This is a genomic window from Amycolatopsis sp. PSD-21, from assembly GCF_055561455.1.
Genome location: NZ_CM145712.1, coordinates 5,137,826 through 5,164,258, shown reverse-complemented (window position 1 = coordinate 5,164,258; position 26,433 = coordinate 5,137,826). Strand labels below are relative to the sequence as shown.

At 68.7% G+C, this 26,433-nt stretch carries 20 protein-coding genes; 15 read left to right on the top strand and 5 right to left on the bottom strand.

Going from position 1 to position 26,433, the window contains the following annotated elements:
* Positions 1-1,164 (bottom strand): ADP-forming succinate--CoA ligase subunit beta, encoded by a 1,164-nt coding sequence (sucC, locus tag ACZ1DY_RS24355; protein WP_465480953.1) that lies wholly within the window; start codon positions 1,162-1,164, stop codon positions 1-3.
* A gap of 208 nt (positions 1,165-1,372) precedes the next feature.
* On the opposite strand from sucC, the gene ACZ1DY_RS24350 reads away from it, so the two are divergent.
* The 4 genes from ACZ1DY_RS24350 to ACZ1DY_RS24335 are packed head-to-tail and all read left to right on the top strand — an operon-like array spanning position 1,373 to position 7,914.
* Complete coding sequence (locus ACZ1DY_RS24350; protein WP_465480952.1) at positions 1,373-3,112, top strand: thiamine pyrophosphate-binding protein; 1,740 nt, start codon at positions 1,373-1,375, stop codon at positions 3,110-3,112.
* A gap of 16 nt (positions 3,113-3,128) precedes the next feature.
* Complete coding sequence (frc, locus tag ACZ1DY_RS24345; RefSeq protein ID WP_465480951.1) at positions 3,129-4,358, top strand: formyl-CoA transferase; 1,230 nt, start codon at positions 3,129-3,131, stop codon at positions 4,356-4,358.
* Positions 4,359-4,368: 10 nt separating this feature from the next.
* Entirely contained in the window at positions 4,369-6,498 is a 2,130-nt protein-coding gene (locus tag ACZ1DY_RS24340; RefSeq protein ID WP_465480950.1) for an acetate--CoA ligase family protein, read from the top strand.
* Between the two features lie 33 nt (positions 6,499-6,531).
* A complete protein-coding gene (locus ACZ1DY_RS24335) occupies positions 6,532-7,914 on the top strand; it encodes an OFA family MFS transporter (RefSeq protein WP_465480949.1) in 1,383 nt (460 codons plus the stop codon).
* Here the strand turns inward: ACZ1DY_RS24335 and ACZ1DY_RS24330 are convergent.
* Entirely contained in the window at positions 7,911-8,639 is a 729-nt protein-coding gene (locus tag ACZ1DY_RS24330; protein ID WP_192742080.1) for a GntR family transcriptional regulator, read from the bottom strand. The genes ACZ1DY_RS24335 and ACZ1DY_RS24330 overlap by 4 nt on opposite strands.
* Positions 8,640-9,046: 407 nt before the next feature.
* On the opposite strand from ACZ1DY_RS24330, the gene ACZ1DY_RS24325 reads away from it, so the two are divergent.
* The 7 genes from ACZ1DY_RS24325 (at position 9,047) to gcl (ending at position 18,395) form a co-directional block, all read left to right on the top strand.
* Complete coding sequence (locus ACZ1DY_RS24325) at positions 9,047-10,039, top strand: 2-dehydropantoate 2-reductase (RefSeq protein ID WP_257486269.1); 993 nt, start codon at positions 9,047-9,049, stop codon at positions 10,037-10,039.
* Between the two features lie 14 nt (positions 10,040-10,053).
* Positions 10,054-11,973, top strand: a complete 1,920-nt coding sequence (locus ACZ1DY_RS24320; RefSeq protein WP_465480948.1) for a molybdopterin oxidoreductase family protein — start codon at positions 10,054-10,056, stop codon at positions 11,971-11,973.
* A 10-nt stretch (positions 11,974-11,983) separates the two neighbouring features.
* Entirely contained in the window at positions 11,984-13,720 is a 1,737-nt protein-coding gene (locus ACZ1DY_RS24315; protein WP_465480947.1) for an NADH-ubiquinone oxidoreductase-F iron-sulfur binding region domain-containing protein, read from the top strand.
* A complete protein-coding gene (locus tag ACZ1DY_RS24310; protein ID WP_257486272.1) occupies positions 13,717-14,640 on the top strand; it encodes a 2Fe-2S iron-sulfur cluster-binding protein in 924 nt (307 codons plus the stop codon). Before ACZ1DY_RS24315 ends, ACZ1DY_RS24310 begins: the two co-directional genes overlap by 4 nt.
* 345 nt (positions 14,641-14,985) lie before the next feature.
* On the top strand, positions 14,986-15,813 hold the full coding sequence (locus ACZ1DY_RS24305; RefSeq protein WP_465480946.1) for a hydroxypyruvate isomerase family protein: 828 nt from the start codon (positions 14,986-14,988) through the stop codon (positions 15,811-15,813).
* Positions 15,810-16,697: a 2-hydroxy-3-oxopropionate reductase gene (locus tag ACZ1DY_RS24300; protein ID WP_465480945.1), complete on the top strand. Its 888-nt coding sequence runs from the start codon at positions 15,810-15,812 to the stop codon at positions 16,695-16,697. Before ACZ1DY_RS24305 ends, ACZ1DY_RS24300 begins: the two co-directional genes overlap by 4 nt.
* Positions 16,698-16,700: 3 nt before the next feature.
* Entirely contained in the window at positions 16,701-18,395 is a 1,695-nt protein-coding gene (gene gcl / locus ACZ1DY_RS24295) for a glyoxylate carboligase (RefSeq protein ID WP_257486275.1), read from the top strand.
* Between the two features lie 44 nt (positions 18,396-18,439).
* Here gcl and ACZ1DY_RS24290 read toward each other — a convergent pair whose 3' ends face one another.
* Together ACZ1DY_RS24290 and ACZ1DY_RS24285 are read right to left on the bottom strand one after the other, a co-directional pair.
* On the bottom strand, positions 18,440-18,868 hold the full coding sequence (locus ACZ1DY_RS24290) for a pyridoxamine 5'-phosphate oxidase family protein (protein ID WP_126734573.1): 429 nt from the start codon (positions 18,866-18,868) through the stop codon (positions 18,440-18,442).
* A 128-nt stretch (positions 18,869-18,996) separates the two neighbouring features.
* The gene (locus ACZ1DY_RS24285) at positions 18,997-20,190 is read right to left on the bottom strand and encodes a lytic transglycosylase domain-containing protein (RefSeq protein WP_257486277.1); all 1,194 of its coding nucleotides are present in this window, start codon (positions 20,188-20,190) and stop codon (positions 18,997-18,999) included.
* A 250-nt stretch (positions 20,191-20,440) separates the two neighbouring features.
* On the opposite strand from ACZ1DY_RS24285, the gene ACZ1DY_RS24280 reads away from it, so the two are divergent.
* From ACZ1DY_RS24280 to ACZ1DY_RS24270, 3 genes are all read left to right on the top strand, one after another.
* Positions 20,441-21,019 carry an ArsR/SmtB family transcription factor gene (locus tag ACZ1DY_RS24280; protein ID WP_465480944.1) on the top strand — a complete coding sequence of 193 codons (579 nt, stop codon included), beginning with the start codon at positions 20,441-20,443 and terminating at the stop codon, positions 21,017-21,019.
* Between the two features lie 97 nt (positions 21,020-21,116).
* Complete coding sequence (locus ACZ1DY_RS24275; protein ID WP_465480943.1) at positions 21,117-23,438, top strand: penicillin acylase family protein; 2,322 nt, start codon at positions 21,117-21,119, stop codon at positions 23,436-23,438.
* Positions 23,435-24,760 carry an alpha/beta hydrolase family protein gene (locus ACZ1DY_RS24270; protein ID WP_257486279.1) on the top strand — a complete coding sequence of 442 codons (1,326 nt, stop codon included), beginning with the start codon at positions 23,435-23,437 and terminating at the stop codon, positions 24,758-24,760. Before ACZ1DY_RS24275 ends, ACZ1DY_RS24270 begins: the two co-directional genes overlap by 4 nt.
* Before the next feature lie 106 nt (positions 24,761-24,866).
* Here the strand turns inward: ACZ1DY_RS24270 and ACZ1DY_RS24265 are convergent, their stop codons facing one another.
* The gene (locus ACZ1DY_RS24265; RefSeq protein WP_034307677.1) at positions 24,867-25,667 is read right to left on the bottom strand and encodes a carbon-nitrogen hydrolase family protein; all 801 of its coding nucleotides are present in this window, start codon (positions 25,665-25,667) and stop codon (positions 24,867-24,869) included.
* Between the two features lie 103 nt (positions 25,668-25,770).
* Here ACZ1DY_RS24265 and ACZ1DY_RS24260 point away from each other — a divergent pair, with 103 nt between their 5' ends.
* Positions 25,771-26,430 carry a GntR family transcriptional regulator gene (locus ACZ1DY_RS24260; protein ID WP_185927406.1) on the top strand — a complete coding sequence of 220 codons (660 nt, stop codon included), beginning with the start codon at positions 25,771-25,773 and terminating at the stop codon, positions 26,428-26,430.
* Positions 26,431-26,433 lie beyond the last annotated feature (3 nt).

Genomic DNA, 26,433 nt, shown 5'->3' with positions numbered 1-26,433 from the left:
TCACGCCTCCTGTTCCGCGGCCGCCAGTTTCGCCGCCGCGCCCGCGGCGTCGTCCATCGTGTCCGCCAGGGTCACCAGTGGATGCGCGGCCTCGACGAGGATCCGCCTGCCCTCGGTGACGTTGTTACCGTCGAGCCGTACCACGATCGGTTTGGTCGCGCGTTCGCCGAGCTGCGCGAGCGCGCACACGATCCCGTCGGCGACCGCGTCGCACGCGGTGATCCCGCCGAAGACGTTGACGAAGACGCTGCGCCCCTGCGGGTCACCGAGGATGACGCCGAGCCCGGCCGCCATGATCTCCGCCGACGCGCCGCCACCGATGTCGAGGAAGTTCGCGGGCCCGACGGCCCCCGCGTCCACCGCCGCGGCCGCGACGACGTCCAATGTGGACATCACCAGTCCGGCGCCGTTGCCGATCACGCCGATGTCGCCGTCGAGTTTGACGTAGTTGAGCCCGGCTTCGCGGGCACGTCGTTCGAGCGGATCTTCGTCCGGTGAGACCACGAAGACGGCATGGGCCGGGTGCCGGAACGCGGCGTTGGCGTCGAGGGTGACCTTCCCGTCGACCGCGACGACCGTCCCCGCCGTGGTCAGCACCAGCGGGTTGACCTCCACCAGCGTCGCGTCTTCCGCGACGAAGACGTTCCACAGTGCGACGACGGCGTCGGCCGCGGCCTCGGGCAACCCGGCCGTTTCGATGATCCGGCCCGCCAGGGCGCGGCCCACGCCGGTCCGCGGATCGACCGGGATCCGTGCCAGGGCTTCGGGTTTCCCGGCCGCGACCGTCTCGATGTCCATCCCGCCTTCGGCCGAGGCCATCGCGAGGAACGTCCGTTCGGCGCGGTCGAGCAGGAACGAGAGGTAGTACTCCTCGGCGATCGCGCTCGCTTCGGTGACGAGCACCTCGTGTACGCGGTGCCCCTTGATGTCCATGCCGAGGATGTCTTCGGCCGCCTGCTCGGCGTCGTCGGGGGAGCGGACCACCTTCACACCGCCGGCCTTGCCTCGCCCGCCGGTCTTCACCTGGGCCTTGACCACGACGGATCCGCCCAGCTCGACGGCGATCGCCCTCGCCTGTTCCGGGGTGACGGCGACCTTCCCCCGGGGGACCGGGACGTGGTGCCGCTCGAAGAGATCTCGTGCCTCGTGCTCGAAAAGGTCCACGCGAAGTCCTTTCGCGGAGGGAGAGGAAACCTGCTAGCGGCCCTGGACACCGGAGCGTTCGAAGAGTAACTATATGCCTACCTCATACGGTATGCAATCTACAGTCTGCCGCTGCCAGCGGCTTCGGCCAGGGCCGGCGGACGGAGCAGAACCGGAAACGAGCGCACGGATCAGAGAGGTCCGGCGTGCGAGATGGAGGAGTTGAACGATGTCGCCAACGACCGGCACCGCTGCGGGGGACACCGCGACGAAGGCCACCACCAACGGTTCCGAACCCGCCCCGGAGCTGATCTCCGGCGGCCACCTGGTGGCCAAGGCGCTCAAGGCGGAGGGTGTCGACACGATCTTCACGTTGTGCGGCGGCCATATCATCGACATCTACGACGGCTGCGTCGACGAGGGCATCGAGGTTATCGACGTCCGGCACGAGCAGGTCGCGGCGCACGCGGCCGACGGCTACGCGCGGATCACCGGCCGCCCCGGTTGCGCCGTCGTCACCGCGGGGCCGGGAACGACGGACGCCGTCACCGGTGTCGCGAACGCCCTCCGCGCGGAGAGCCCGATGCTGCTCATCGGCGGGCAGGGTGCGTTGACCCAGCACAAGATGGGCTCACTGCAGGATCTGCCGCACGTCGACATGATGGCGCCGATCACCAAGTTCTCCGCGACCGTCCCGCACACCGCGCGGGTGGCGGACCTGGTCTCGATGGCCTTCCGCGAGTGCTACCACGGTGCGCCCGGACCGTCCTTTTTGGAGATTCCCCGCGACGTCCTCGACGCGAAGGTGCCGGTGGAGAAGGCGAGGATCCCCGCCGAAGGCCGGTACCGAGCGTCCACCCGCAACGCCGGCGACCCGGCCGACATCGAGAAACTCGCCGATCTCCTCGTCCATTCGAGGAAGCCGGCCATCCTGCTCGGCAGCCAGGTGTGGACGACCCGCGCCACCGGACCGGCGACCGAGTTGGTGCGCGGGCTGAACATCCCGGCCTACATGAACGGTGCCGGGCGCGGCACGCTGCCGCCCGGCGACCCGCACCACTTCCAGCTCTCGCGCCGGTACGCGTTCGACAACGCCGACGTGATCGTCATCGTCGGCACCCCGTTCGACTTCCGGATGGGCTACGGCAAACGGCTCTCGCCGGACGCGACCGTCGTGCAGATCGATCTCGACTACCGGACCGTGGGGAAGAACCGGGACGTCGACCTCGGCATCGTCGGCGACGCGGGTCAGGTGCTCGCCGCGGTCGCGGAGGCGGCCACCGGCCGGGTCGACAACGGTGCCGTGGCGCGCAAGGCCTGGCTCGAGGAACTCCAGGACGTCGAGACGACGGCGAAGCAGAAGCGCTTGCCGTTCCAGCATTCCGACGCGAGCCCGATCCACCCGTACCGGCTGGTGCACGAGATCAACGAGTTCCTCACCGAGGACTCGCTCTACATCGGCGACGGCGGAGACATCGTGACCTTCTCCGGGCAGGTCGTCCAGCCGAAGGCGCCGGGGCACTGGATGGACCCCGGCCCGCTCGGGACCCTCGGGGTGGGGATCCCGTTCGTCCTCGCCGCGAAGCACGCGCGTCCGGAGAAGGAGGTCGTCGCGCTCTTCGGTGACGGCGCGTTCAGCCTGACCGGCTGGGACTTCGAGACCCTGGTGCGGTTCAACCTGCCGTTCGTCGGGATCGTCGGCAACAACTCCTCGATGAACCAGATCCGCTACGGCCAGGCGGCGAAGTACGGTCTCGGCCGGGAACGCGTCGGCAACACGCTCGGCGACGTCCCCTACGACGAGTTCGCCCGCATGCTCGGCGGGCACGGCGAGGCGGTACGCGACCCCGCGGACATCGGGCCCGCTTTGCTGCGCGCCCGCGAGTCCGGAAAGCCGTCTCTGATCAACGTTTGGATCGACCCGGACGTCTACGCGCCCGGAACCATGAACCAGACCATGTACAAGTAGCCGGGAGGGATCACCGATGGGAAAGGCACTCGACGGCGTCCGTGTCCTCGACATGACGCATGTCCAATCAGGACCTTCGTCCACGCAGATCCTGGCCTGGCTCGGCGCGGACGTGATCAAACTGGAGACACCCGGCCGCGGCGACATCACCCGCGGCCAGCTCCGGGACCTCCCCGGGGTGGACAGTCTCTACTTCACGATGCTCAACGCCAACAAGCGCAGCATCACCTTGAACATGAAGAGCGAGCAGGGAAAACAGGTCTTCGAGCGGCTCGTGTCCAGTGTGGACGTGCTGGTCGAGAACTTCGGCCCCGGAGTGGTCGATCGCTTCGGTTACCCCTGGGACCGGCTCGCGGAGCTGAACCCGCGGCTGATCTACGCCTCCATCAAGGGGTTCGGCCCCGGACGGTACGCGGATTTCAAGGCCTACGAGGTCATCGCGCAGGCGATGGGCGGTGCGATGAGCACCACCGGTTTCGAGGACGGCCCGCCGACCGCGACCGGCGCGCAGATCGGTGATTCGGGCACCGGGATCCACCTGGTCGCCGCGATCCTCGCCGCGTTGTACCAGCGGACGAACACCGGCCGCGGGCAGCGGGTCCAGGTCGCGATGCAGGACGCCGTGCTTAACCTGTGCCGCGTCAAACTCCGTGACCAGCAACGGCTGGCGCACGGTCCACTCGGCGAGTACCCGAACGACGTCTTCGGCGACGAGGTCCCACGTTCGGGCAACGCGTCCGGCGGCGGGCAACCGGGCTGGGCGGTGAAATGCGCGCCGGGTGGGCCGAACGACTACATCTACGTGATCATCCAGCCGGTCGGCTGGGCGCCGATCACCCGGCTGATCGGGAAACCCGAACTCGCCGAGGACCCGGACTGGGCCACCCCCGAAGCGCGACTGTCCAAACTGGACAAGGCGTTCGGGATGATCGAGGAATGGACCGAGAAGCACACCAAGTGGGAGGTGATGGAGGCGCTCAACGCCCACAACATCCCCTGCGGCCCGATCCTGTCCACCAAGGAGCTCGCCGAGGACACGACCCTGGCCGAACTGGGCTCGGTCGTCGAGGTCGAGCATCCCGAACGAGGTGCCTTCAAGACCGTGGGCTGCCCGTTGAAGCTGTCGGATTCGCCGGTCGAGGTCGAACGTTCGCCCCTGCTCGGTGAGCACAACGCCGAGGTCTTCGGCGAACTCGGCTACGGCGAGGACGACCTGGACCGGCTGCGCGCGGCCGGCGTGATCTGAGGAGGACTTCATGGCAGACAAAGAGATCGTCGAGAAGATCCTCGAGAAGGTCGCCGCCGAGGGACGCGCGTCGCTGACCGCGCCGGAAGGCCGTCAGGTGTGCGAGGCGTACGGCATCCCGACCCCGGCGGAACGGCTTGCCACCACCGCGGATGAGGCCGTCGCGCAGGCGGAGGAGATCGGCCTCCCGGTGGTGCTGAAGATCGTCTCGCCGGACATCCTGCACAAGACCGAGGCCGGCGGCGTGCTGGTCGGCCTGGCGACGGCGGACGCGGTGGCGGACGGTTTCCGGGCCGTCGTCGCCAACGCCGAGGCGTACGACGCCGACGCCGAGATCACCGGCGTCCAGGTGCAGCGGATGCTCAGCGGCGGGCAAGAGGTGATCATCGGCGCCACCACGGATCCGACCTTCGGCAAGATCGTCGCCTTCGGGCTCGGCGGGATACTGGTCGAGGTGCTCAAGGACGTCACGTTCCGGCTCGCCCCACTCGACCGTGACCAGGCGTTCTCGATGATCGACGGCATCGCGGCCGCCGAGATCCTGCGCGGCGTCCGCGGTGCGGAGCCGGTGAGCAGGGACGCGCTGGCCGACGTGCTCACCCGTGTGGGTGCCCTGGTCACCGACTTCCCGCAACTGGCCGAGGTCGACCTCAACCCGGTGCTGGCCACCCCCGGCGGCGCCACCGCCGTCGACGTCCGGATCCTGGTGGACCCCGAAGCGGCGCGGGAGCCCGTGCGGTTCAGCCAGGAGGAGATCCTGGCGTCGATGACCCGGATCATGAAACCGGCGTCGATAGCCGTCATCGGCGCGTCGGCCGAGGCGGGCAAGATCGGCAACTCGGTGATGAAGAACCTGGTCGACGGCGGGTTCGCGGGCGGGATCCACCCCATCAACCCCAAGGCCACCGAGATCCTCGACCGCAAGGCCTACGCGAGCATCTCCGAGGTGCCGGGCGACGTCGACGTCGCGGTGTTCGCCATCCCCGCCAAGTTCGTGCCCGCCGCGCTGGAGGAAGCGGGCCGGAAGGGGGTGGCCGGGGCGATCCTCATCCCGTCCGGCTTCGGCGAGACGGGCAACATCGAACTGCAGGACCAGGTCGTCGCGATCGCGCGGGAGCACGGCGTCCGGATCCTCGGCCCCAACATCTACGGCTACTACTACACGCCCGAGAATCTGTCGGCGACGTTCTGCACGCCGTACGACGTCAAGGGCGGGGTCGCGCTTTCCTCGCAGAGCGGCGGCATCGGGATGGCGATCCTCGGGTTCAGCCGGTCGGCGAAAATGGGTGTCTCCTCGATCGTCGGCGTCGGCAACAAGGCCGATATCGACGAGGACGATCTGCTCACATTCTTCGAGCAGGATGAAAACACCGACCTGATCGCGATGCATCTCGAAGATCTCAAAGACGGACGGGCGTTCGCGGAAACGGCGAAACGGGTTTCGGTGCGGAAACCGGTCGTCGTGCTCAAAGCGGGCCGGACCTCACAAGGCGCGAAAGCGGCGGGCTCGCACACCGGTGCGCTCGCCGGCGACGACAAGGTCTACGACGACATCCTGCGCCAGAGCGGCGTCATCCGGGCGCCCGGGCTCAACGATCTGCTCGAATACGCGCGCGGGATCCCGCTTCTCCCGACACCCAGGGGCGAGAACGTCGTCATCATCACCGGCGCGGGCGGCTCCGGCGTCCTGCTTTCCGACGCGTGTGTGGACAACGGGCTGAACCTGATGGAGATCCCGCCCGATCTCGACGCGTCGTTCCGGGAATTCATCCCGCCGTTCGGCGCGGCGGGCAATCCGGTGGACATAACCGGCGGCGAACCACCTGCCACCTACCGGAACACGATCGCGCTCGGTTTGGCGGACGAGCGAATCCACGCCTTGATCCTCGGCTATTGGCATACTATCGTCACCCCGCCGATGATCTTCGCGGAACTCGTTTCGGAAGTCGTATCCGAATATCGCGCGAAAGGGATCCACAAGCCCGTCGTCGCCTCGCTGGCAGGCGATGTCGAGGTCGAACAGGCCAGCGGTTTCCTGTACGAGCACGGCGTCGTGGCCTATCCGTACACGACGGAGAAACCGGTGGCCGTGCTCGGCGCGAAGTATCGCTGGGCCCGTTCAGCGGGACTGCTCGGCTGACTTTCCGGATCAACCCGACCAAGGAGAATGACAATGACGTCATCGACCGCGGCACAACCACCCGGAGCGTACAAGGAAGTAGTCGATTCGAACGGCCGGATCTATCGCGTCGGTGAAACCGATCGAGACATCATGGGCCGTCCACGATGGACGATGGTGATCCTGCCCTGGATCGCCATGATGGCCATCAGTTCCTCGGAATACGCGTTCACGTCGGCGGAGGAGACGCTGGCGGGCGCGCATGGCTGGCACGGGGCGACCATCTTCTGGTTGCTCGGGGTCTGGGTGTTCTTCCAGGCGATCGTCGCGTTCCCCGCAGGGAAGATGCGGGAGAACGGGACGTTACCAGCCAAAGCGGCGATGCTGCTGGGCGCGACAGGCACCCTTTTGTCCTATCTGGCCCTCGCGTACGCGCCCAGTGAGTTCTGGGCGTATCTGGGCTTCGGCTTCTTCGGCGGCGGCGGGGCCGGCCTGGTCTACGCGACCTGCGTGAACATGGTGGGGAAGTGGTACCCCGAGCGCAGGGGCGGGAAGACCGGGTTCGTCAACGGCGGATTCGCCTACGGCTCGGTGCCCTTCATCTTCATCTTCACGTCCTATATGGACCTTTCCAACTTTTCGGGCGTCCTGCTCGTGGTCGGCCTCTTCCTGGCGGCGACCGTCGCGGTCAGCGGCTTCTTCTTCAAGGACCCGCCGAAGAACTGGTGGCCGTCGCATGTGGACCCGCTGAAGGTTTCCGACGACCCGCGGGTCCGCCGGTCCCTGCTGAAGAACCCGCCGGCGGTCCGGCAGTACACGCCGAAGGAGGCACTCCGGACCGGGATGCTGCCGCTGATGTGGTTCTGCCTGCTGTGCACGGCCGGGGTGAACATCTTCGGCATCGCGATGCAGGTCCCGTTCGGCAACGAGATGGGCTTCGCGGGCGGCATCGTCGCGCTCGCGATGAGCCTGAAGGCGATCATCAACGGCACCGGCCGCGGCGTGATCGGCTGGATCTCCGACCGCTACGGGCGGCGGCAGACGTTGTTCATGGTCTGCGTGGTGCTGGGCCTCGCCCAGTTCGCCGTGTACCTGTCCGGCTCGATCGGCAGCATGCCGCTGTTCCTGCTCGCGTCGATGATCTCCGGTTTCGGCGGCGGCGCGATCTTCCCGCTGTTCGCGGCGATGACGGCGGACTTCTACGGCGAGAACAACAACGCCAGCAACTACGGCCTCGTGTACAGCTCGAAGCTGATCTCGGGCCTGGTCGGCTCCGGTGTCGGGGCGATGGTCGTGGTGGCTTGGGGCTACGGCGGCGCGTTCTTCCTCGCCGGTGCGACGAGTCTGTTCGCGGCCGCGCTCAGCCTCCTGCTGCGCCAACCGGGGCGTTCGCGCACGCGCACCCCGCGTCGTGAGCAGGAGCTGAACCCGGCTTAGTCCTCCTTCGGACGTTCGTGGAAGGCCTGCCGGGTGCGCTCGGTGTGCTGGTTCATGATCTTTTCGGCGGCGACGGCGTCCCCGGCGGCGATGGCCTTGATCAGTTCCTCGTGTTCCTGCCAGGCGTCGTGGCTGCGAGGACGGGCGATCGGCGTGTAGTACCAGCGGACCCGGCGATCGACCATGCCGATCATCTCGGCGAGGACCGTGTTGCCGGACAGTTCGGTGATGAACGCGTGGAGCGCGGCGTTGGCCGCGACGAGGCCTTCGGTGTCGTCGGCGGCCAACGCCTCCAGCCCGGTCTTCTGCAGTTCCCACAAACGTTCGACGTCCTCCTCGCCGGCCCGGTCGGCGGCGAGCCGGGCGGAGTGCGCCTCCAGCACGGTGCGCACGCTGAGCAGCTGGTCGGCTTCCTCGTCGGTGGGCATGTGCACGAAGGCGCCCTGCGCGGGGCGGAGGTCGACCCAGCCTTCGCTCTGCAGCCGCTGCAACGCCTCGCGGACCGGCTGCCTGCTGACGCCCAGGTACTCGGCGAGGTCCGCCTCGACCAGGTGCTGGCCGGGTTCGAGCGTCCGGTTGATGATCAGCTCCGCGAGCGCGTCGTAGACGACCTGGCGCAGGGGAGCGGGCCGCTCGACGCGTTTGGCCGTCGCCGGGTTGAGCGTGCCCTTCGTCCTGCGGCCGGTGGGACCGCGGTCGGGAAGGGGTGAAACGGGCTGGCTCACAGGACCTCCGGAAGACTCGTCCGGTTCAGGATACAGGTTTTGGTATGCAAAATCCCGACAATCCCCGCTTAGTTCCGCATTTCGTCCTCTGAATGCGGGGTAGCAAGGCGCGACTCCGGTGCTTGGGCGCGGAACTCGCGTGACTAGAGGCGTAACTCGCGTGATTGAAGGCGTAACTCGCCGGGTCTCGATCGCTCGGCGAGTTACGGCTTCACGCACGCGAGTTACGGGCTGAACCACGCGAGTTACGCCTCCAATCACGCGAGTTACGGGTTGGAGCACGCGAGGTGCCGGTGCGAGCACGCGTACGTGGGCGCATTTAGAGGACGAAATGCGGGAGGTCTAGCGCGGAGACCATCTACAGGATACTGTATGCAATCTGGTCTTCGGGTGAGCAGGAGGCACGTATGAAGGTCGCTGTTCTGGGTGCGGGGGCGATCGGCGCGTACGCCGGGGCCGCGCTGCACCGAGGCGGGGCGGAGGTCCACCTCATCGCGAGACGAGCGCACGGCGACGCGATGCGCGCGCACGGAGTGCGGGTGCTCAGCCCGCGCGGGAACTTCACCGCCCGGCCCCACGTCACCGACGATCCCGCGGAAGTCGGTCCGGTCGACTTCGTCTTCCTCGGCCTGAAAGCGAACTCGTACGCCTCGTGCGGACCACTGATCGCGCCGTTGCTGGGCGAGGACACCGCGATCGTGGCCGCGCAGAACGGGATCCCGTGGTGGTATTTCCACGGTCTCACCGGACATCCGCTGGAGAACCGGCGCATCGAGACGGTCGACCCCGGCGGCGCGGTCAGCGATGTCCTCGAACTACGCCGCGCGATCGGCTGCGTCGTCTACTGCTCGACGGTGATCGAGGAGCCCGGCGTGATCCGGCATCTCGAAGGGACCCGGTTCGCTTTGGGTGAGCCCAAAGGCGGCGTTTCGTCCCGGTGCGCGGCACTCGCCGACGCGATGATCGCGGGCGGCCTGAAGGCGCCGGTCGAACTCGACCTGCGCGACGAGATCTGGGTCAAGCTCATGGGCAACGTCGCCTTCAACCCGCTCAGCGCGCTGACCAGGGCGACCATGGTCCAGATCTGCGAGCACCCGGAGACCAGGGAGCTCGTCGCCGCGATGATGAACGAGACCCTCGCGATCGCCCGCGCCGCCGGCTCCGACCCGAAGGTGTCGGTCGAGAAACGTATCGACGGCGCCTGGCGGGTCGGCCACCACAAGACGTCGATGCTGCAGGACCTCGAAGCGGGCAAGCCGCTGGAGATCGACGCGATCATCGGCGCCGTCGTCGAACTCTCGGAGCTGACCGGCGTGCCCGCACCGGCGCTGCGGCACGTCCACGCGGCGATCGGCCTGCTCGACCAGACCGTGAACGCCGTTCCCGTCGGAGCGCATTGAATCGGAGGGACCCGATGAAGCGCAAGAACACCGAACCGTACGTCCGCCTCACCCAGCCGCTGGTCCGCGACTCGGGCGAGCTGCGCCCGGCGAGCTGGGAGGAGGCGCTGGAGCGCGCCGCCGCCGGGTTTCGGCGCACGCTCGAAACCAAGGGGCCCGAGGCCTTCGGCATGTTCTCGTGTGCCAGGGCGACCAACGAGATGAACTACGTGGCGCAGAAGTTCACGCGTGCGGTGATCGGCACGAACAACGTCGACTCCTGCAACCGCACCTGTCACGCGCCGAGTGTCGCCGGGCTGGCGCGGGTGTTCGACAGCGGCGGCGGGACGTCGTCGTACCAGGAGATCGAGGACGCCGACGTCATCGTCGTCTGGGGCGGCAATCCGCGCGAGGCGCATCCGATCTTCTTCCAGCACGTGCTCAAGGCCGTCCACCGCGGCGCCGAACTGTTCGTCATCGACCCCCGCCGGACCAGCACCGCGAGCTGGGCACACCGGCAGCTCCAGCTGCACGTCGGCACGGACATCCCGCTGGCGCACGCGGTCGCCCGCGAGATCATCCACTCCGGACTGGCCAACACCGCCTTCATCGAACGTGCCACCGAGGGGTTCGCCGAGTTCGCCGCCTCGGTCGAACCCTGGACACTCGAGGCCGCCGAGGAGGTCACCGGCGTCCCGGCCGAGCTGATCCGCGAACTCGCGCACACCTACGCCCGCGCGGACCGCGGGCAGCTGTCGTGGACGCTCGGGATCACCGAACACCACAACGGCACGGACAACGTGCTGTCCCTGATCAATCTCGCGCTGCTGGCCGGACACGTCGGCCGGTACGGCGCCGGGCTGAACCCGTTGCGCGGGCAGAACAACGTCCAGGGCGGCGGGGACATGGGCGCGATCCCGGACCGGCTGCCCGGATTCCAGAACATCCTCGACGCGGACGTCAGGGCGAAGTTCGACGCGGCGTGGGGCTCCGCCATCCCGCCGCACAAGGGCCTCAACCTCACCCAGATGCTCGACGCGATGGAGCGCGGGGAGCTGACCTGCGTCTACATCATCGGGGAGAACCCGATGCAGTCGGAGGCGGACTGCGAGCACACGATCAAACGTCTGTCCAATGTGGAGCATCTCGTGGTGCAGGACATCTTCCTCACCAAGACCGCGCGGCTGGCCGACGTCGTGCTGCCGGCTTCGGCGGCCTGGTGCGAATCCGACGGCACCTTCACCAACAGCGAACGCCGGGTCCAGCGCGTCCGCAAGGCGCTCGAACCGCCGGAGGGCGCTCGCGACGACATCCAGCTGCTGTGCGAACTGGCCCGGCGCCTGGGCCACGACTGGAATTACGTGGGTGGCGAGGACGTCTGGAACGAGCTCCGGACGCTGTCACCGATGCACGCGGGCATGAGCTACGCGCGGTTGGAGGAGCTCGGCGGCATCCAATGGCCGTGCTTCCGCGAGGACGAACTCGAGCCGACCTTCCTGCACGGCCGCCTCTGGGAGGAGGATCCGGTGAAACGCGGCCGCCCGGCGCCGTTCACCGTGATCGCGCACAGCCCGCCGGTGGATCTGCTCACCGACGACTTCCCGATCCGGCTGACCACCGGCAGGCGGCTGGATTCCTACAACACCGGTGTCCAGTCCGGCGGGTTCCCCTCGCCACTGCGTCGCGGGGAGACACTCGACCTGTGCCGGGCCGATGCCGCCGCACTCGGCGTCGTCGAGGACGAGGTCGTGCGGATCTCCTCCCGCCGTGGCGAGATCGAGGCGCCGGTCCGGATCGACGAGGGACTGCGCCCCGGGCTGGCGTTCATGACCTTCCACTTCCCGGACGAGATCGACGTCAACGTCATCACCATCGAGGCGACCTGCCCGGTCGCGGGCACGGCCGAGTACAAGGCCGCCGCGATCCGGGTCGAGAAGCTGTCCGCCACCGTGTGAGGAGTCCGGAATGGACCTGCGCTTCCTGAACGCCGAACCGACGGACGCCGAGCGGGCCGCGGTGGACGCGCTCGGCGCGGGAGGCCGCGATCAGCTGCTTCCCGCGTTGCACGCCGTGAACGACAGGATCGGTTGGGTCAGCCAGGGAGCGCTGAACCACATCTGCCGACGGCTGAACGTCCCTCCGGCCGAGGCGTACGGTGTGGCGAGCTTCTACGCGTTGTTCTCGCTCAAGGAGCGGCCACCGCGTGTTCTCCACGTTTGCACGGACCTGGCGTGCCGGGTCAACGGTGCGGAGGCGCTGACCGGGGCCGCCGACGCGGCGGGACACGAGTGGCATCGCAGTCCGTGCCTGGGTGTCTGCGAACGAGCCCCCGCCGCGCTGGACTTCGAGGCGGGCGACCCCGCTGAGTACCGAGTCCTCGCTCCGGCCACGCCGGGCGACTTCGCCCGTAGAATGTCCAAAAGGGACGAACCGCCGGTATCGGTGCCCCAGCAAGGCGAGCCGGGGCTACGCCTGTTGCGTCGCGTCGGCGTCGTCGACCCGGAGAGCCTCGACGCCTACCGGGCTTCCGGTGGATACGCGGCGCTGAGGAACGCATTGCTGCTCGGACCGGCCGGGGTCAGCCGCGAGGTGACCGACTCGGGGCTGATGGGCCGCGGCGGGGCGGCGTTCCCGACCGGCCGGAAATGGGACGCCACCGCCAGGCAACCGGTGCGAACGCGGTACCTCGTCTGCAACGCCGACGAAAGCGAACCGGGCACGTTCAAGGATCGGGTGCTGATCGAGGGGGACCCGTTCGCGCTCGTCGAGGCGATGACGATCGCCGCTTTCGCCATCGGGGCGCAGAAGGGCTACGTCTATCTTCGCGGCGAGTATCCACGCGCGCTGAGGGTGCTGCGCAACGCCATCGACATCGCCCGCGAACGAGGGTTCCTGGGCGAGGACATCATGGGGCGTCGAGGTTTCTCGTTCGACATCGAGATCAGGCGGGGTGCGGGCGCCTACATCTGCGGCGAGGAAACGGCGATCTTCAACTCGATCGAAGGCTTCCGTGGTGAGCCGAGGACCAAACCGCCGTTCCCGGTGGAGAAGGGGCTGTTCGGCAAGCCGACGGTGGTGAACAACGTCGAGACCCTGGTCAACGTTCCGCTCATCCTCACCGAGGGCGGCGAGGCCTACCGCCGTATCGGGACCGAACGCTCGTCCGGACCGAAACTGTTCTGCCTGTCCGGCAACGTCCGGCGCCCCGGCGTGTACGAGGTGCCGTTCGGGACGACGCTGGGTGAACTGATCGACCTGGCCGGGGGAGTGCCGGCGGGCCGCGAATTGCGGGCGATCCTGCTCGGCGGCGCAGCGGGTGGTTTCGTGCGCCCGGACGAAACCACCCTGCCGTTGACCATGGAGGACGCCCGCGCGGCGGGCACCACCCTCGGTTCGGGTGTCGTGCTGATGCTGGACGATCAGGCCGACCTCGGCGGGTTCCTGCTGCGGATCGCGGCGTTCTTCCGGGACGAGTCGTGCGGGCAGTGTGTGCCGTGCCGGATCGGGACCGTGCGGCAGGAGGAGGCGCTGCACCGGATCGTCGGCGGACGCAAGCCCGGTACGGGTGGGGACGACCTCGTGGTGCTGCGTGAGGTCGGGCAGGTGATGCGTGATTCGTCCATCTGCGGGCTGGGCCAGACCGCATGGAACGCCATCGAGTCGGCGATCGACCGCCTTGGCGCACTGGAGGAGCAGCCGTGACCATTGTCGAGATAGGACTCCCGCGTCGGCTCGTCGAGTTCACTGTGGACGGTGCGTCCGTCCGGGTTCCGGAGGGCTCCACGATCCTCGACGCGTGTACCGCGGCGGGCAAGGAAATCCCGACACTCTGCTACGGCGACACCCTCGAACCGGCCAACGCCTGCCGCGTCTGCATGGTGGAGGTCGAAGGTTCGCGCACGCTCGTGCCGTCGTGCTCCCGTAAGGCGGAACCGGGCATGGTGGTGCGGACCGAGACCGATCGGACGCGGCTCAGCCGCAAGGTGGTGCTCGAACTCCTCGGCTCGGCGACGGATCTGTCCACCACTCCCGGCGTCGCGGACTGGATGGCCGAAAGCGGTGCGGCACCCGAGCGTTTCGGGCCGCCCGCGCCGCCGGCGGAAGACCGGGACGAGCGCCGCCCGGGAGAGCACGAGATCCCGGACGGGATGACGGCGGCGACGGTACGCCAGCCGGTCAAAGTGGACAATGAGCTGTACGTCCGCGACTACGGGAAATGCATCCAGTGCTACAAGTGCGTCGACGCGTGCGGTGAGCAGTGGCAGAACACCTTCGCCATCACCATGGCGGGACGGGGTTTCGACGCGCGGATCTCGACGGAGTTCGCGAACCCGCTGCCGGACAGCGCGTGTGTCTACTGTGGAAACTGCATCGAAGTCTGCCCGACCGGTGCGCTGAGCTTCAAACGCGAGCACGACAAGCGCGAGGACGGGACCTGGGACGAGTCGCGGCAGACCGCGACGACCACCGTCTGCACGTTCTGCGGCGTGGGGTGCAATCTCACCCTGCACGTCCAGGACAACGAGATCGTCAAGGTCACCTCACCGCACGAGAGTTCGGTGACCCACGGGAACCTCTGCATCAAGGGCCGCTTCGGCTGGCAGCACGTCCAGAACCGCTGACGGCTGAGTGGGTCGTGAGTGGCGAGCGAGGGCAACGGCGGCGCGTTGCGAAAGCCACTTTCGCAACGTTGAAGGTTGCGAAAGTGGCTTTCGCAACGCGCGGTTGGCCGGGCGGGGGCAGGTCGCGACGTTGAGGCCCGAACGTGCCGGGGCATGTCGCGAAAGCCACTTTCGCGACGTCTGATGTCCCGAAAGTGGCTTTCGCGACATGAGCGCCAGGTTGTGAGCACCAGGTTGGCGTCGCCCCACGGCCCCAGTGTCCAGCCCGTTGACCGAGGACAGGTCAGCGGGCTATTCTCGATATACGAAAGAAAGTTTCCGCATAGCGAAATAACTGAGGTTTTGATGGCTGATCTTGCCGGTTCGCGCCACACGCTGCCCTACGTGCTGAACCTGTCGCTGGTCTTCACCGAGTTGCCGCTGCTCGACCGTGCGGAGGCGGCGCGCGCGGCGGGCTTCACCGCGGTCGAGTACTGGTGGCCGTTCGAGACGCCGGTGCCGGACGCCGCCGAGGTCGACGCCTTCGTGGCGTCGGTCGAGCGGGCGGGCGTCGCGGTGACCGGGCTGAACTTCTTCCTCGGTGACATGGCGGGCGGCGATCGCGGCCTGGTCACCTGGCCCGGTCGTGAGGACGAGTTCGCCCGCGGCATCGCCTCGGCGATCGACCTGGGCGAGCGGCTGGGCTGCCGCCGGTTCAACGCGCTCTACGGCAACCGGATCGACGGCGCGGATCCGGCCGCGCAGGACAAGCTCGGCCTCTCGAATCTGGCGCTCGCGTCGGACGCGGCCGCGCGCATCGGCGCGGAGATCGTCCTGGAGCCGTTGTCGGGGGCGGAGAAGTACCCGCTCAAGACCGCGGACGACGTACTGAAGGTGCTCGACGAACTCGGGCGGGACAACGTGAAGCTGCTGGCCGACCTGTACCACCTGGCGGTCAACGGTGACGACCTCGACACGGTCACCACCGTCCACACCGGACGGATCGGCCACGTGCAGATCGCCGATGCCCCAGGGCGTCACCAGCCGGGGACCGGAACGCTGGACATCGAGGGATACCTGGAAAAGCTGCAGACGGCGGGCTACCGCGGGCAGGTCGGCGTGGAGTACAAACCCGACGGGCCGAGCGCGGAATCGCTGTCGTGGCTGCCTTTCGAACGAAGGGGACTGGCATGACCAAGCTGGGATTCATCGGCCTGGGGATCATGGGCGGGCCGATGGCGGGACATCTCGTCGCCGCCGGGCACGAGGTGAGCGGATTCGACACCAATGCCGAAGCGCTCGCGAGGCTGGAAGCCGCGGGCGGCCGGGCCGCGAACGGGGTGACGGACGCCGTGGCGGACGCGGAGGTCGTCATCACCATGCTGCCGAACCACCCGCAGGTCGAGGCCGTCGTGCTCGCGGTGGGCGGGGTGCTGGAGTCGGCGAAACCGGGCACCCTGCTGATCGACATGAGCACCATCCGGCCGGAGACCTCCATCGAGGTGGCCGAGCGGGCGGCCGAACGGGAGATCCGGGTGCTGGACGCGCCCGTTTCCGGTGGCCAGGCCGGAGCCGAGCAGGCTTCACTGTCCATTATGGTCGGTGGCGACGGCGAGGACTTCGCCGCGGCGCTCCCGATCCTGGAATCGGTCGGCAAGACGATCGTCCACGTCGGCCCGCACGGCGCGGGCCAGGTCGTCAAGGCCGCGAACCAGCTGGTGGTCGGCGGAACCTACGCGCTGATCGCCGAGGCCATCGTGCTGCTCGAAGCCTCCGGCGTGGACGCCGGTGTCGGGCTGGACGTCCTCGCGGGCGGCCTCGCGGGCAGCCGGATCCTCGAACTGAAGCGGAAGTCCATGGTGGCGCGGGAATTCGCGCCGGGCTTCCGGATCGATCTGCACCACAAGGACATGGGCATCGCGCTCGCCGCCGCCAGGCAGGCCGAGGTCGCGCTGCCGCTCACCGGGCTGGTCGCCCAGCTCGTCGCCGCCGGACGGGCGATGGGCCACGGCTCGCTCGATCACTCCGCACTGCTGAAGGTCGTCGAAACGTTGTCCGGCGCGGAAAACAAGGAGTGACGCATGCCAAGAATCCCCGCCATGCAGGCCGTCGTCGACGTCCTGGTCAGTGAGGGCGTCGACACCGCGTTCGGCTGCCCCGGCGCCGCGATCCTCCCGCTGTACCACGCGATGCAGGACAGCGGGATCGAGCACCTGATCGTGCGCCATGAAGAGGGCGCGACCCATATGGCCGACGGCTGGGCGAGGACCACCGGCAACGTCGGCGTCGCGATCGGCACCTCCGGGCCCGCCGGGACGAACATGATCACCGGCCTCTACACCGCCCAGGCCGACTCGATCCCGATCCTGTGCATCACCGGGCAGGCCGATTCGCGGAAGCTGCACACCGAGGCGTTCCAGGCCGTCGACATCGTCGAGATCGCCAAACCGGTGACGAAATGGGCCGTGCAGGTCAAGGAGGCGGCCCAGCTGCCGTGGGTGTTCCGGGAGGCGTTCCGGATCGCGCGGTCCGGCCGCCCGGGGCCGGTGCTGATCGACCTGCCGATCGACGTCCAGCGGCAGGAGATCGAGTGGGACTCCAGTATCGACTCGCCGTTGCCGGTCACGAAGGCGACGCCGTCGCCGGCCAGGGTCGAGCGAGCGCTGGACCTGCTGCTCGCCGCCGAGCGGCCGCTGATCCTCGCCGGTGGCGGCGTGGTGCTCGGCGACGCGAGCGACCGGCTGCGCACCGCTGCCGAACTGCTCGGTGTCCCGGTCGGCGTGACGTTGATGGGCAAGGGGACCTTCCCCGAGGACCACGAACTGTTCGCCGGCATGGCGGGGATCCAGACCTCGCAGCGCTGGGCGAACGCGGCGTTCCTCGAAGCGGATCTGGTGCTGGCGCTGGGCGCGCGGTTCGGCGACCGGCACACCGGTGACCTCGACGTCTACCGCGGGAACCGGAAGTTCATCCACGTCGACATCGAGCCGACGCAACTGGGCAAGGTGTTCGGGCCGGATCTCGGCATCGTCTCGGACACGGGCGCCTTCCTGGACGCGCTGATCGAGGCGGCGTCGAAGCGTTCCCCGGCGCGGGATCGGGCGTGGCCGCGGCGGATCGGCGAGCTCAAGGAGAGCCTGCCGCGACGTGAGGACTTCGAGGACACGCCGATCAAGGCGCCCCGGGTCTTCAAGGAGATCAACGAGTTCTACGGCGAGGACGCCTACTTCGTCACCGCGATCGGGCTGTATCAGATCTGGTCCGGGCAGTTCCAGCGCGCGCACAAGCCGCGGCACTATCAGGTGTGCGGCCAGGCCGGACCGCTCGGCTGGGAGATCCCGGCGGCGATCGGGGTCAAGAAGGCGAAACCGGAGGCCGAGGTCGTCGGCGTCGTCGGGGACTACTCGTTCCAGTTCCTGGTCGAGGAGCTGGCGGTCGCCGCGCAGTACGACGTCGGGTTCGTGCTGATCATGCTGAACAACGAGTACCTCGGGCTCATCCGGCAGGCCGAGACCGGCTACGAGATGAACTTCGAGGTCGACATCCACTACGACAAGATCGGCACGGACAACGTGAAGGTCATGGAGGCCTACGGCTGCTCCGGCACCCGCGTCACCGAACCGGGCGAGATCCGGACGTCACTGGAGTGGGCGCGCAAGGAGGCCGAGCGGACGTCGCGGCCGGTGCTGGTGGAGATCATGATCGAACGCGAAGGGAACGCCGCGATGGGCAAGGCGCTCGACAGCGTCGTCGAGTTCGAACCGATCGCGGGCTGATGACGGTGTCCCGGCGGGCCGCCCGCCGGGACACCGTCATGCGGTCAGGCCTTGCTCTGGTCGTTGCTCAGCCATTTCTCCGGCCGGACGCGGACCAGCACGGAGTTGTCGCTGAGCGCGCCGTCGACGTACTTCGTGCCCTCTTCGCCGGGCAGGTAGCGGTGCGCGATCTTCAGCGCCTGCTCCCTGGTCGGCGGCGCGTCGTTGGCGACGACCGGACCCTCGGCCGTCACATATTTGTAGGGGAAGGTCTCCGTCTGCGCGACCAGGCTGAGCCTGCCCGCCTTCTTGATCGCCTTGTCCTTGACCGAACCGCCGTCCATCCAGATCAGGAGTTCGCCGCCGGGCTCGTAGTCGTACCAGACCGGCACGGCCAGCGGGGCCCGGCCTTCTCGCTCCACGGCCAAGACCCCGATGTGGACCTCGCTCAGGAAGGCTTCCCGTTCTTCGGCGGTCATGACGAAAGACGACATCCGTGTCTCGCTTCTCTCGGTTGGTGAGCTACGAGAAGCGATAACGCGGCCGGTCCTCGGGGCATTCCGGGCGCTCGGCCTCGTGAGTGGTAAGGACGGTTCTAACCGTCCTTACCACTCACGAGGCGTTACGGGGTCGGGGAAGCGGTCGTGCTGGTCGGGCTCGTCTCACCGGTGTTCTCGGCCGGGGTCGAGGCCGGCGGCGCGGAAGACGTGCTGGACGGAGGAGGCGTGGTCGAGGGCGGAGGCGTGCTCGAAGGCGGTGTCGACGAGGGAGGCGTCGACGAAGGCGGGGTGCTGGTCGGCTTCGAGGGCGATGTGCTGCTCGGCGGTGTGGTGCTGCTCGGCGGGAGCGACGTGCCGGGCTGGGAGGTCGGCGGCGGCGTGGTCGTGCCGGGCGGGGGAGCGCCGGGCAGGGTCGGCACCGGGACCTCGCCGCCGGGCGTGCCGGCGGCGACGTCCGGCGAGTCGGGAGCGCCGACGGGCACCTGGCTGTCCGGCGTGGTCGCGACGCCGCCGCGGTAGGCGACCGCCCATCGGATCACGGTGTCCACATAGGACAGTGAGTGGTTGTAGCGGTACACGGCGACGCGCTGCGTCTGCTCGGACGTCAGGTCGACGCCGCCGGAGCAGAGGTACCGGCCCGAGGCGAGCGTCGCGTCGTAGATGTTGTTCGGGTTGGACTCGCCGTCGCCGTTGCCGTCGGAGGCGTAGCCCTTCCACGTCGACGGGATGAACTGCGTCGGGCCGACGGCGCGGTCCCACACCGTGTCGCCGTCGTACTTGCCGCCGTCGGTGTCGGAGATGGCGGCGAACGGCCCGGCGCCGTTGAGCTGCGGGCCGAGGATCGGTTCGAGGGTGTCGCCCTTCGCGTCGACGTAACCGCCGCGTGCGTGATTGGACTCGATGCGGCCGATGCTCGCGATCAAAGCCCAGTCGATGTGGCAGCCGGGCAGTTCCTTCGCGAGGATGTCTGCCGCGTTCTTGTACGCCTTCATCATGCTGGCGGGGATGCCGAGCGCGCCCGACGGCGCGAACGCGCCGCCGACGTTGCCGCTGTGGCCGGGGACGGTCAGCGGGTCCGGCGTGGGCGGCTGGGGGAGGCTGCCGTCGACGGCGATCTCCGGGACCGTGCCCGCGGGCGGCTGCCAGGCCGCGGCCTGGTTCTGCGGTGCGGCCGGTTTCGGCGCGGCGACCGGGGCGTCCGGGCCCGCCGACGCGGTGACCGCGGGCAGGACGGCGAGCGCGCCACCGGCGAGCGCGAAGGCCGTCCGGTGCCGGGCGGACAACTTGTCCGTCTGTCGAGGGCGGTGCTTCGGCATGTTCTCTCCCGCTAGGTCGACTCCGGGCAAAACTATCCGATACAACCGAATTTCGGGGACGACGCAACGAAAAACCCGCGAACCTGTCGAGTTTTCGTCCGCCCGGCACAAGACCTTCGTAGTGAAGTTGTCAATTTCACGCTGAGTTCACCGAAACGTCAGCAGAATCCTCGACCGCTCCGCGGGGGTGGTCTGAACCGTGTGCAAAGAGACCTTTGCACAATCTCCTTTGCACGGCTACCTTGGTGCCATGACCGGTCCGCCGCCGCCCGAAGAGATCGCCGACGCCGCCGTGCTCAAGGCGGTGATGCACCCGTTGCGCCGCCGGATCATGGAGGCGCTGGGCCGCGGGCCCGCGACGGCGACGAAGCTGGCCAAAGAACTGGGGGAGAGTTCGGGCGCGACCAGCTACCACCTGCGGGAACTGGCGAAGTACGACTTCGTCGACGAGGCACCGGAGCTCGCGCACGGCAAGGAGCGCTGGTGGCGCGCCCGGCCACGCGACATCCGCTGGCCCCGGCACAGCGAGCAGAACGACGAGATGCGCGCCGTGTTCGACGAGGCGCAGCGCGCCGCGTTCACCGAAGACCTCGAACAGCTGGCGCGTTTCCTCGAGCGGCGCGGTGAGCTGGGCGAATGGGGTGACGCGCTGGTGTTCTCCCGCGGCTCGGTCTATCTGAACCTCGAAGAGCTGAAGGAGTTCTTCGACGAGTACCTGGACCTGTTGCGCCGCTACTGGCGGCCGGAACCCGGGCCGGACGCGCGGAAGGTGCTCGTGCGCTGGACGGCGTTCCCGGACGCCGACGGGGAGGTGAGGGAACGGAAGTGAGAAACCGGTGGGAGAGCGGCCACTCGACCACCGGTAACGCGTCACCACGCCGGACGGCGTGTCTTCACGAACGACTCCACAGACAAGGGGGAGCAGCATGCTGCTCTGGAAGAGGATCGCGGCCGTCTGCGCCGCGGCGGGCCTGCTCGCGGCGGGGACCGCGACGGCCGCGCAACCGCCGGACGGGGTATCCCGGCCGGACGCCACCATCCGCTACACCGAATTCGGCATCCCGCATATCGTCGCGAACGACTGGGCGGACCTGGGCTTCGGGCAGGGGTTCGCCGCGGCCAAGGACAACATCTGCGCGATCGCGGACGTCGCGGTCACGACGCGGGCCGAGCGTTCCCGCTGGCTGGGGCCCGACGCGCCGCCGACGAGCGGGGTGAGCCAGGCGAGCACGAACCTCGCGAGCGACCTGTATTTCCAAGGCCTGAACGACAGCGGGGTGATCGAGCGGCTCCTTTCGGCGCCCGCGCCGCGCGGGCCGTACCGGGAGGTCCGCGAACTGATCCGCGGGTACGTCGAGGGGGTCAACAAGTACCTGCGCACCGGTGAGATCACCGATCCGGCCTGCCGGGGCGCCGGCTGGCTGAAGCCGATCACCGAACTCGACGTCCACCGGCACGCCCACGCGGTCGGCATGATCTTCGGACAGGGCGGTGTCGCGGACTCGATCACCGCGTCACTGCCGGGTGCCCCGCCGTCGGGCGGCGGTACCGAACAGATGCTCGGGGAGACCGGGATCGGCAGCAACGCGATCGCGATCGGTTCGGCCGCGTCGGCGAACGGACGTGGTGTCTCGCTGGCCAACCCGCACCTGCCGTGGCAGCTGAGCGGGACCAGGCTGTGGCAGTCGCAGATGACGCTGCCCGGCAAGCTGAACGTCAGTGGCGCCGGTATCCCCGGTATTCCGCTCATGTGGCTGGGACACAACGAAACCGCCGCCTGGAGCGGGACCGCGACCGACACCACGCGTACGTACACGCTGTTCGAGCTGAAGCTCGTGCCCGGTTCGCCGACGACGTATCTGGTCGACGGGAAGCCCGAGCGGATGCGCCGCCACGACGTGAGTGTCCTGTCGCGCAAGGCGGACGGCACTCTGGAACGGATCGTGCGTCCACAGTGGACTACTCGGTACGGGCCGGTGACGACCAGGCTCGGGCAGCGGGAACTGCCGTGGACGGCGTCGGCCGCGTACGCCATCGCGGACGCCAACGCCACGAACCTCGGGATGACGAACTCGATGTTCGCGATCGCCCGCGGCCGGACGGCGGGGGAGATGATCGGCGCGGTCCGCGAGACACAGGGGCTGCCGTGGATGAACATCCTCGCCACCGACGACCGCGGCCGGGTGGAGTTCAGCCAGATCCACGGGGTCCCGCACGTCACCGACGAGAAGGCGGCGCGCTGCAACACCCCGCTGGGTAAGGAACTGTTCGATGCCGACGGGGTCGCGGTGCTCGACGGCTCGAAGACGGCCTGCGCGTGGGGCCGGGATCGCGATGCGCTGCGGCCGGGCGTCTTCGGCCCGTCCAGCCTGCCGAGCCTGAGCCGCACCGACTACGTGGCGAACTCGAACGACAGCTACTGGCTGCCGAATCCCGCGGCGCCGAAGGCCGGTTTCCCCCGGATCGTGGGACCGGTCCGCTACGAACAGAACATGCGGACGCGGGGCGGCTTCGTCGAGATCGCCGATCAGCTGAAGAAGGGCGGCTTCACCGGGCAAGCGGTGCGGGACCTGATGTTCTCGCACCGGGACCACGCCGCCGAACTCGTCCGGGCCGACGTCGTCGCGATGTGCCGCACGATGCCGGGAACGGAGGCCGCGTGCGCCGCGCTGGCGGCTTGGGACGGCCGTTCGGACGCGGACAGCCGGGGCGCGCTGCTGTTCGACCGGTTCTGGGCCGCTGCTGATCGGATGGGGCCGTCGATCTGGAAGATCCCGTTCGACGCCAAGGATCCGGTCCACACGCCGAACACCCTCGACACGGGGAACGCGGCGATCCGCAAGGCGCTTTCCGATGCCGTCGCGGAGCTGCGAGCGGCGAAGATCCCGCTCGACGCGCCGTACGGCGACAACCACTACGTCGTCCGTGACGGCCGGAAGATCCCGCTGGGCGGCGGAACCGCCGGGCGTGGTGTCTACGACTCCCTGGGCGGCCTTTGGGATCCGGCCCATGGCTACACCGAGTTCACGCACGGCGGGACGTATCTGCACGTCGTGGCGTTCAACGGGACCGGCTGCCCGGACACGACGACGCTGATGACCTACTCGCAGTCCGCGAACCCGGAGTCCGCGCACCACAGCGACCAGACGGAGCTGTACTCGCGGAAGCGATGGGTCACCGAACGGTACTGCGAGAAGGACATCCTCTCGTCGCCGTCGCTGGAGGTCGTCCGGGTGAGCAGGCGATGATCGCCGCCTTGCTCGCGGCCGTCGTGGCGGTCTCGTCACCGCTGCCCGCCGCGGCTCCGGACGGCGAAGTCTCGTTCACCAGTCACGGGGTCACCTTGCGGGGAACTGTGGTCGCGCCGGCGGGCGGCGGTCCGGCTCCAGGCATCGTCATGGTGCACGGATCCGGCGAACACGACCGGGACGACTATCGCGCCGAGGCGGAATCCTTCGCCAAGGCGGGGATCGCGACCCTGATCTACGACAAGCGGACCGAGGGCTATTCGCTGTTCGAACGGGACTACTCGGTCTTGGCCGACGACGCTCTCGCCGCCGTCCAGGCGCTGCGTTCACATCCCGGAGTGGATCCGGCCCGGGTCGGCGTGTGGGGTTTGAGCGAGGGAGGCTGGGTCGCGCCGCTGGCGGCGTCGAAGTCGAAGGACGTCGGATTCGTGGTCACGGTCGGCGCCAACGGCGTTTCACCCGATCGTCAGCAGTCGTGGGCCTTCGAGACCTATCTGCGCCGCGGCGGGGTCACCGGTTCGATGGTGGACATGGTGTCGTCGACGAACATGCGCACCCTCGCGGGCGCGGGCGTGTTCCCCGAGGCCGGATACGACCCGGTCCCGGTGCTGGAGAAGGTGCGTCAGCCGGTGCTCGGCCTCTGGGGTGAACTGGATCGGCTCACCCCGCCCGGCGAGGCCGTCCGGATCTTCCGGGAGACGCTGGACCGGGCCGGAAACCGGCAGTACACGCTGAAGGTGTTCCCACAGGCCCAGCACGGGCTCCGGCGGACGACCGATGGTTTCGACAAGCTCGACGGGTTCGCTCCCGGCTACCTCGATCTCGTCGCGAACTGGGTGAACGGGGCGAAAGAAGGGCCGTCGGCCGACCCGCCGCCGGTCCAGGCGAGCCAGAGCTCCGCGCTGGCACCGCTCGCCTGGTACGAGGCGCCGTGGCTGCAGATCGGGGTCTGGGCGCTGGCGTTGCTGGCGTTCGCGGCCTACCCGGTGACAGCGCTGTTCCGCCGTCGTAAGGAGGTTCCGCTCGCCAGGCCCGCACGCTGGCTGGCGTCGGCCGGCCTGCTCGGGACGGTGGGATTCCTCGTCTACTACGTCGTGCTGACGACGGGGGCGGCGATGGCGCCGGGTCCGGTCCTTTTGGGACGGACGTTGCCGTGGCTCGCGCTGCAGCTGGTCGCGGCCGGAGTCGTCGCCGCCGCGGCGGCGACCGCGGTTTCGTGGTGGCGGAAGAAGGAACGCGGGGGAGTCCGGGTCGGCCTGCTGCTGGCAGGGACCGTGCTGTTCGTCCCGTGGGCCGTCCACTGGGGACTGCTGGTGCCGTGAAACGAGCCTGGGTGCCGGGCGGCCACCCGGCACCCAGGCGAACGGAAGCCGCGTCACCACGCCCGAGGGCGTGTCTTCACGAACGGACCTCCGGGTCAGAAGATACTCAGGACTTCGGGGTGACGGCGAACCGGCGCAGCTGCAGCGCCGGGTTCTTGGCGCGTACCTCGGAGATCCGCTCGGCGGAGACCTCGCCGGTCGCGGTGCCCGTCCGCTCGCCGAGCGAGGCGACGACGACGCCCATCGGGTCGACGATCATGCTGTGCCCCGAACCCGCCGGCGCGGCCTGCCCCGCCGCGACGAGGTAGATCGTGTTCTCGATCGCCCTGGCCCGGACCAGGGTGGTCCAGTGGTCCTCCTTGAGCGGGCCGGGCATCCACTCCGCGGGCAGCAGCACCGCGTCCGCGCCCGCGTCGACCAGGCGGCGGGTGACCTCCGGGAACCTCAGGTCGTAGCAGGTCTGGAGACCGAAGGTGATCCCGTCGACCTCGAACGTCTCCGGCGCTTCGATGTCGCCGGGCCGGACCAGTTCCGATTCGCGGAAACCGAAGGCGTCGTACAGGTGCAGCTTGCGGTACAGCGCGGCGATCGCGCCGTCGGGGCCGGCCGCGACCAGCGTGTTCGAGATCCGCTCGCCGCCGGGGAGCGCTTCGTTGATGCCCGCGACGACGGTGATCTGCCGGTCCTTCGCGAGGCCGCGCAACTCCGTGACGAACGGCCCGTCGAGTTCTTCGGCCGAGGTCACGAATTCCCGGCTCATCGTCGGTACGGTGAACAGCGAGTACTCGGGCAGGGCGACCACCCGCGCACCGCGGTCGGCCGCTTCGCCGACGAGGGAGGCGACTCGGGCGAGGTTGGCCTCTTTGTCGTTGCCGGGCGCGAACTGCGCCACCGCGACGTGCACCATGGGACCCCTTCCAATCAGTGGAACTCTTGTATACATGATGGATACTTGACTGGTCCAGGTGTAGGCTCTGTCGCGGAAAGTGACGGAATAGAGGGGGAACGAGATGACTGTGACCGCCGAAGGGGGCGGCCCGGCGCGCGAGCGGGTCTACACGTGGCTGCGCGACGGAATCATCTCGGGCGAGCTGGAAGGCGGCCGCTTCCTCGACGAGATGTGGGTTTCCGGTGTCGTCGGGGTGTCCAGGACACCGGTGCGCGAGGCGTTCCACCGCCTGGCCGCCGAGCGGTTCATCAGCCTCCTGCCCCGCAAGGGCGCCCAGGTGCGCACGGTGACCTCCAGGGAACTGGAAGAGGTCTACCAGAGCAGGCGGCTGATCGAAGGGCACGCCATCGCCACGCTCTGCGCGAACCGGGCGGGCGCTCCCGCCGAACTGCCGGAACTCATCGACGCGATGGTGAGCTCCGGCGCCGAACGCGACTGGTTCGCGGTCTCGGGGTTCGACCGCCGGTTCCACCGCGCCATCGTGAACGCCGCGGGCAACACCGTCTTGACCGAGCTGTACGACACGCTCCGGTCACGGCAGCAGCGGGTCACTGTCCGCGCGCTGGAAGCGCGCCCGGAGCGGCTGACGGTGATCAACGAGGAACACCGGGCGCTGGTCGCCGCCCTGGACGCCCATGACGTCAAAGAGGCGTCGCGGCTGCTGGAGGAGCATCTGCGCCCGGTGTCCGAAGTGATGTCGGCGCTGCCTCAGGAAGGCTGACCT

What these genes read in the sequence shown, in the direction of transcription:
- ACZ1DY_RS24350 (WP_465480952.1), top strand. Translation starts at nt 1,373, where the DNA reads ATGTCGCCAACGACCGGCACCGCTGCGGGGGACACCGCGACGAAGGCC.
- frc (WP_465480951.1), top strand. Translation starts at nt 3,129, where the DNA reads ATGGGAAAGGCACTCGACGGCGTCCGTGTCCTCGACATGACGCATGTC.
- ACZ1DY_RS24340 (WP_465480950.1), top strand. Translation starts at nt 4,369, where the DNA reads ATGGCAGACAAAGAGATCGTCGAGAAGATCCTCGAGAAGGTCGCCGCC.
- ACZ1DY_RS24335 (WP_465480949.1), top strand. Translation starts at nt 6,532, where the DNA reads ATGACGTCATCGACCGCGGCACAACCACCCGGAGCGTACAAGGAAGTA.
- ACZ1DY_RS24325 (WP_257486269.1), top strand. Translation starts at nt 9,047, where the DNA reads ATGAAGGTCGCTGTTCTGGGTGCGGGGGCGATCGGCGCGTACGCCGGG.
- ACZ1DY_RS24320 (WP_465480948.1), top strand. Translation starts at nt 10,054, where the DNA reads ATGAAGCGCAAGAACACCGAACCGTACGTCCGCCTCACCCAGCCGCTG.
- ACZ1DY_RS24315 (WP_465480947.1), top strand. Translation starts at nt 11,984, where the DNA reads ATGGACCTGCGCTTCCTGAACGCCGAACCGACGGACGCCGAGCGGGCC.
- ACZ1DY_RS24305 (WP_465480946.1), top strand. Translation starts at nt 14,986, where the DNA reads ATGGCTGATCTTGCCGGTTCGCGCCACACGCTGCCCTACGTGCTGAAC.
- ACZ1DY_RS24300 (WP_465480945.1), top strand. Translation starts at nt 15,810, where the DNA reads ATGACCAAGCTGGGATTCATCGGCCTGGGGATCATGGGCGGGCCGATG.
- gcl (WP_257486275.1), top strand. Translation starts at nt 16,701, where the DNA reads ATGCCAAGAATCCCCGCCATGCAGGCCGTCGTCGACGTCCTGGTCAGT.
- ACZ1DY_RS24290 (WP_126734573.1), bottom strand. Translation starts at nt 18,868, where the DNA reads ATGTCGTCTTTCGTCATGACCGCCGAAGAACGGGAAGCCTTCCTGAGC.
- ACZ1DY_RS24285 (WP_257486277.1), bottom strand. Translation starts at nt 20,190, where the DNA reads ATGCCGAAGCACCGCCCTCGACAGACGGACAAGTTGTCCGCCCGGCAC.
- ACZ1DY_RS24280 (WP_465480944.1), top strand. Translation starts at nt 20,441, where the DNA reads ATGACCGGTCCGCCGCCGCCCGAAGAGATCGCCGACGCCGCCGTGCTC.
- ACZ1DY_RS24275 (WP_465480943.1), top strand. Translation starts at nt 21,117, where the DNA reads ATGCTGCTCTGGAAGAGGATCGCGGCCGTCTGCGCCGCGGCGGGCCTG.
- ACZ1DY_RS24270 (WP_257486279.1), top strand. Translation starts at nt 23,435, where the DNA reads ATGATCGCCGCCTTGCTCGCGGCCGTCGTGGCGGTCTCGTCACCGCTG.
- ACZ1DY_RS24265 (WP_034307677.1), bottom strand. Translation starts at nt 25,667, where the DNA reads ATGGTGCACGTCGCGGTGGCGCAGTTCGCGCCCGGCAACGACAAAGAG.
- ACZ1DY_RS24260 (WP_185927406.1), top strand. Translation starts at nt 25,771, where the DNA reads ATGACTGTGACCGCCGAAGGGGGCGGCCCGGCGCGCGAGCGGGTCTAC.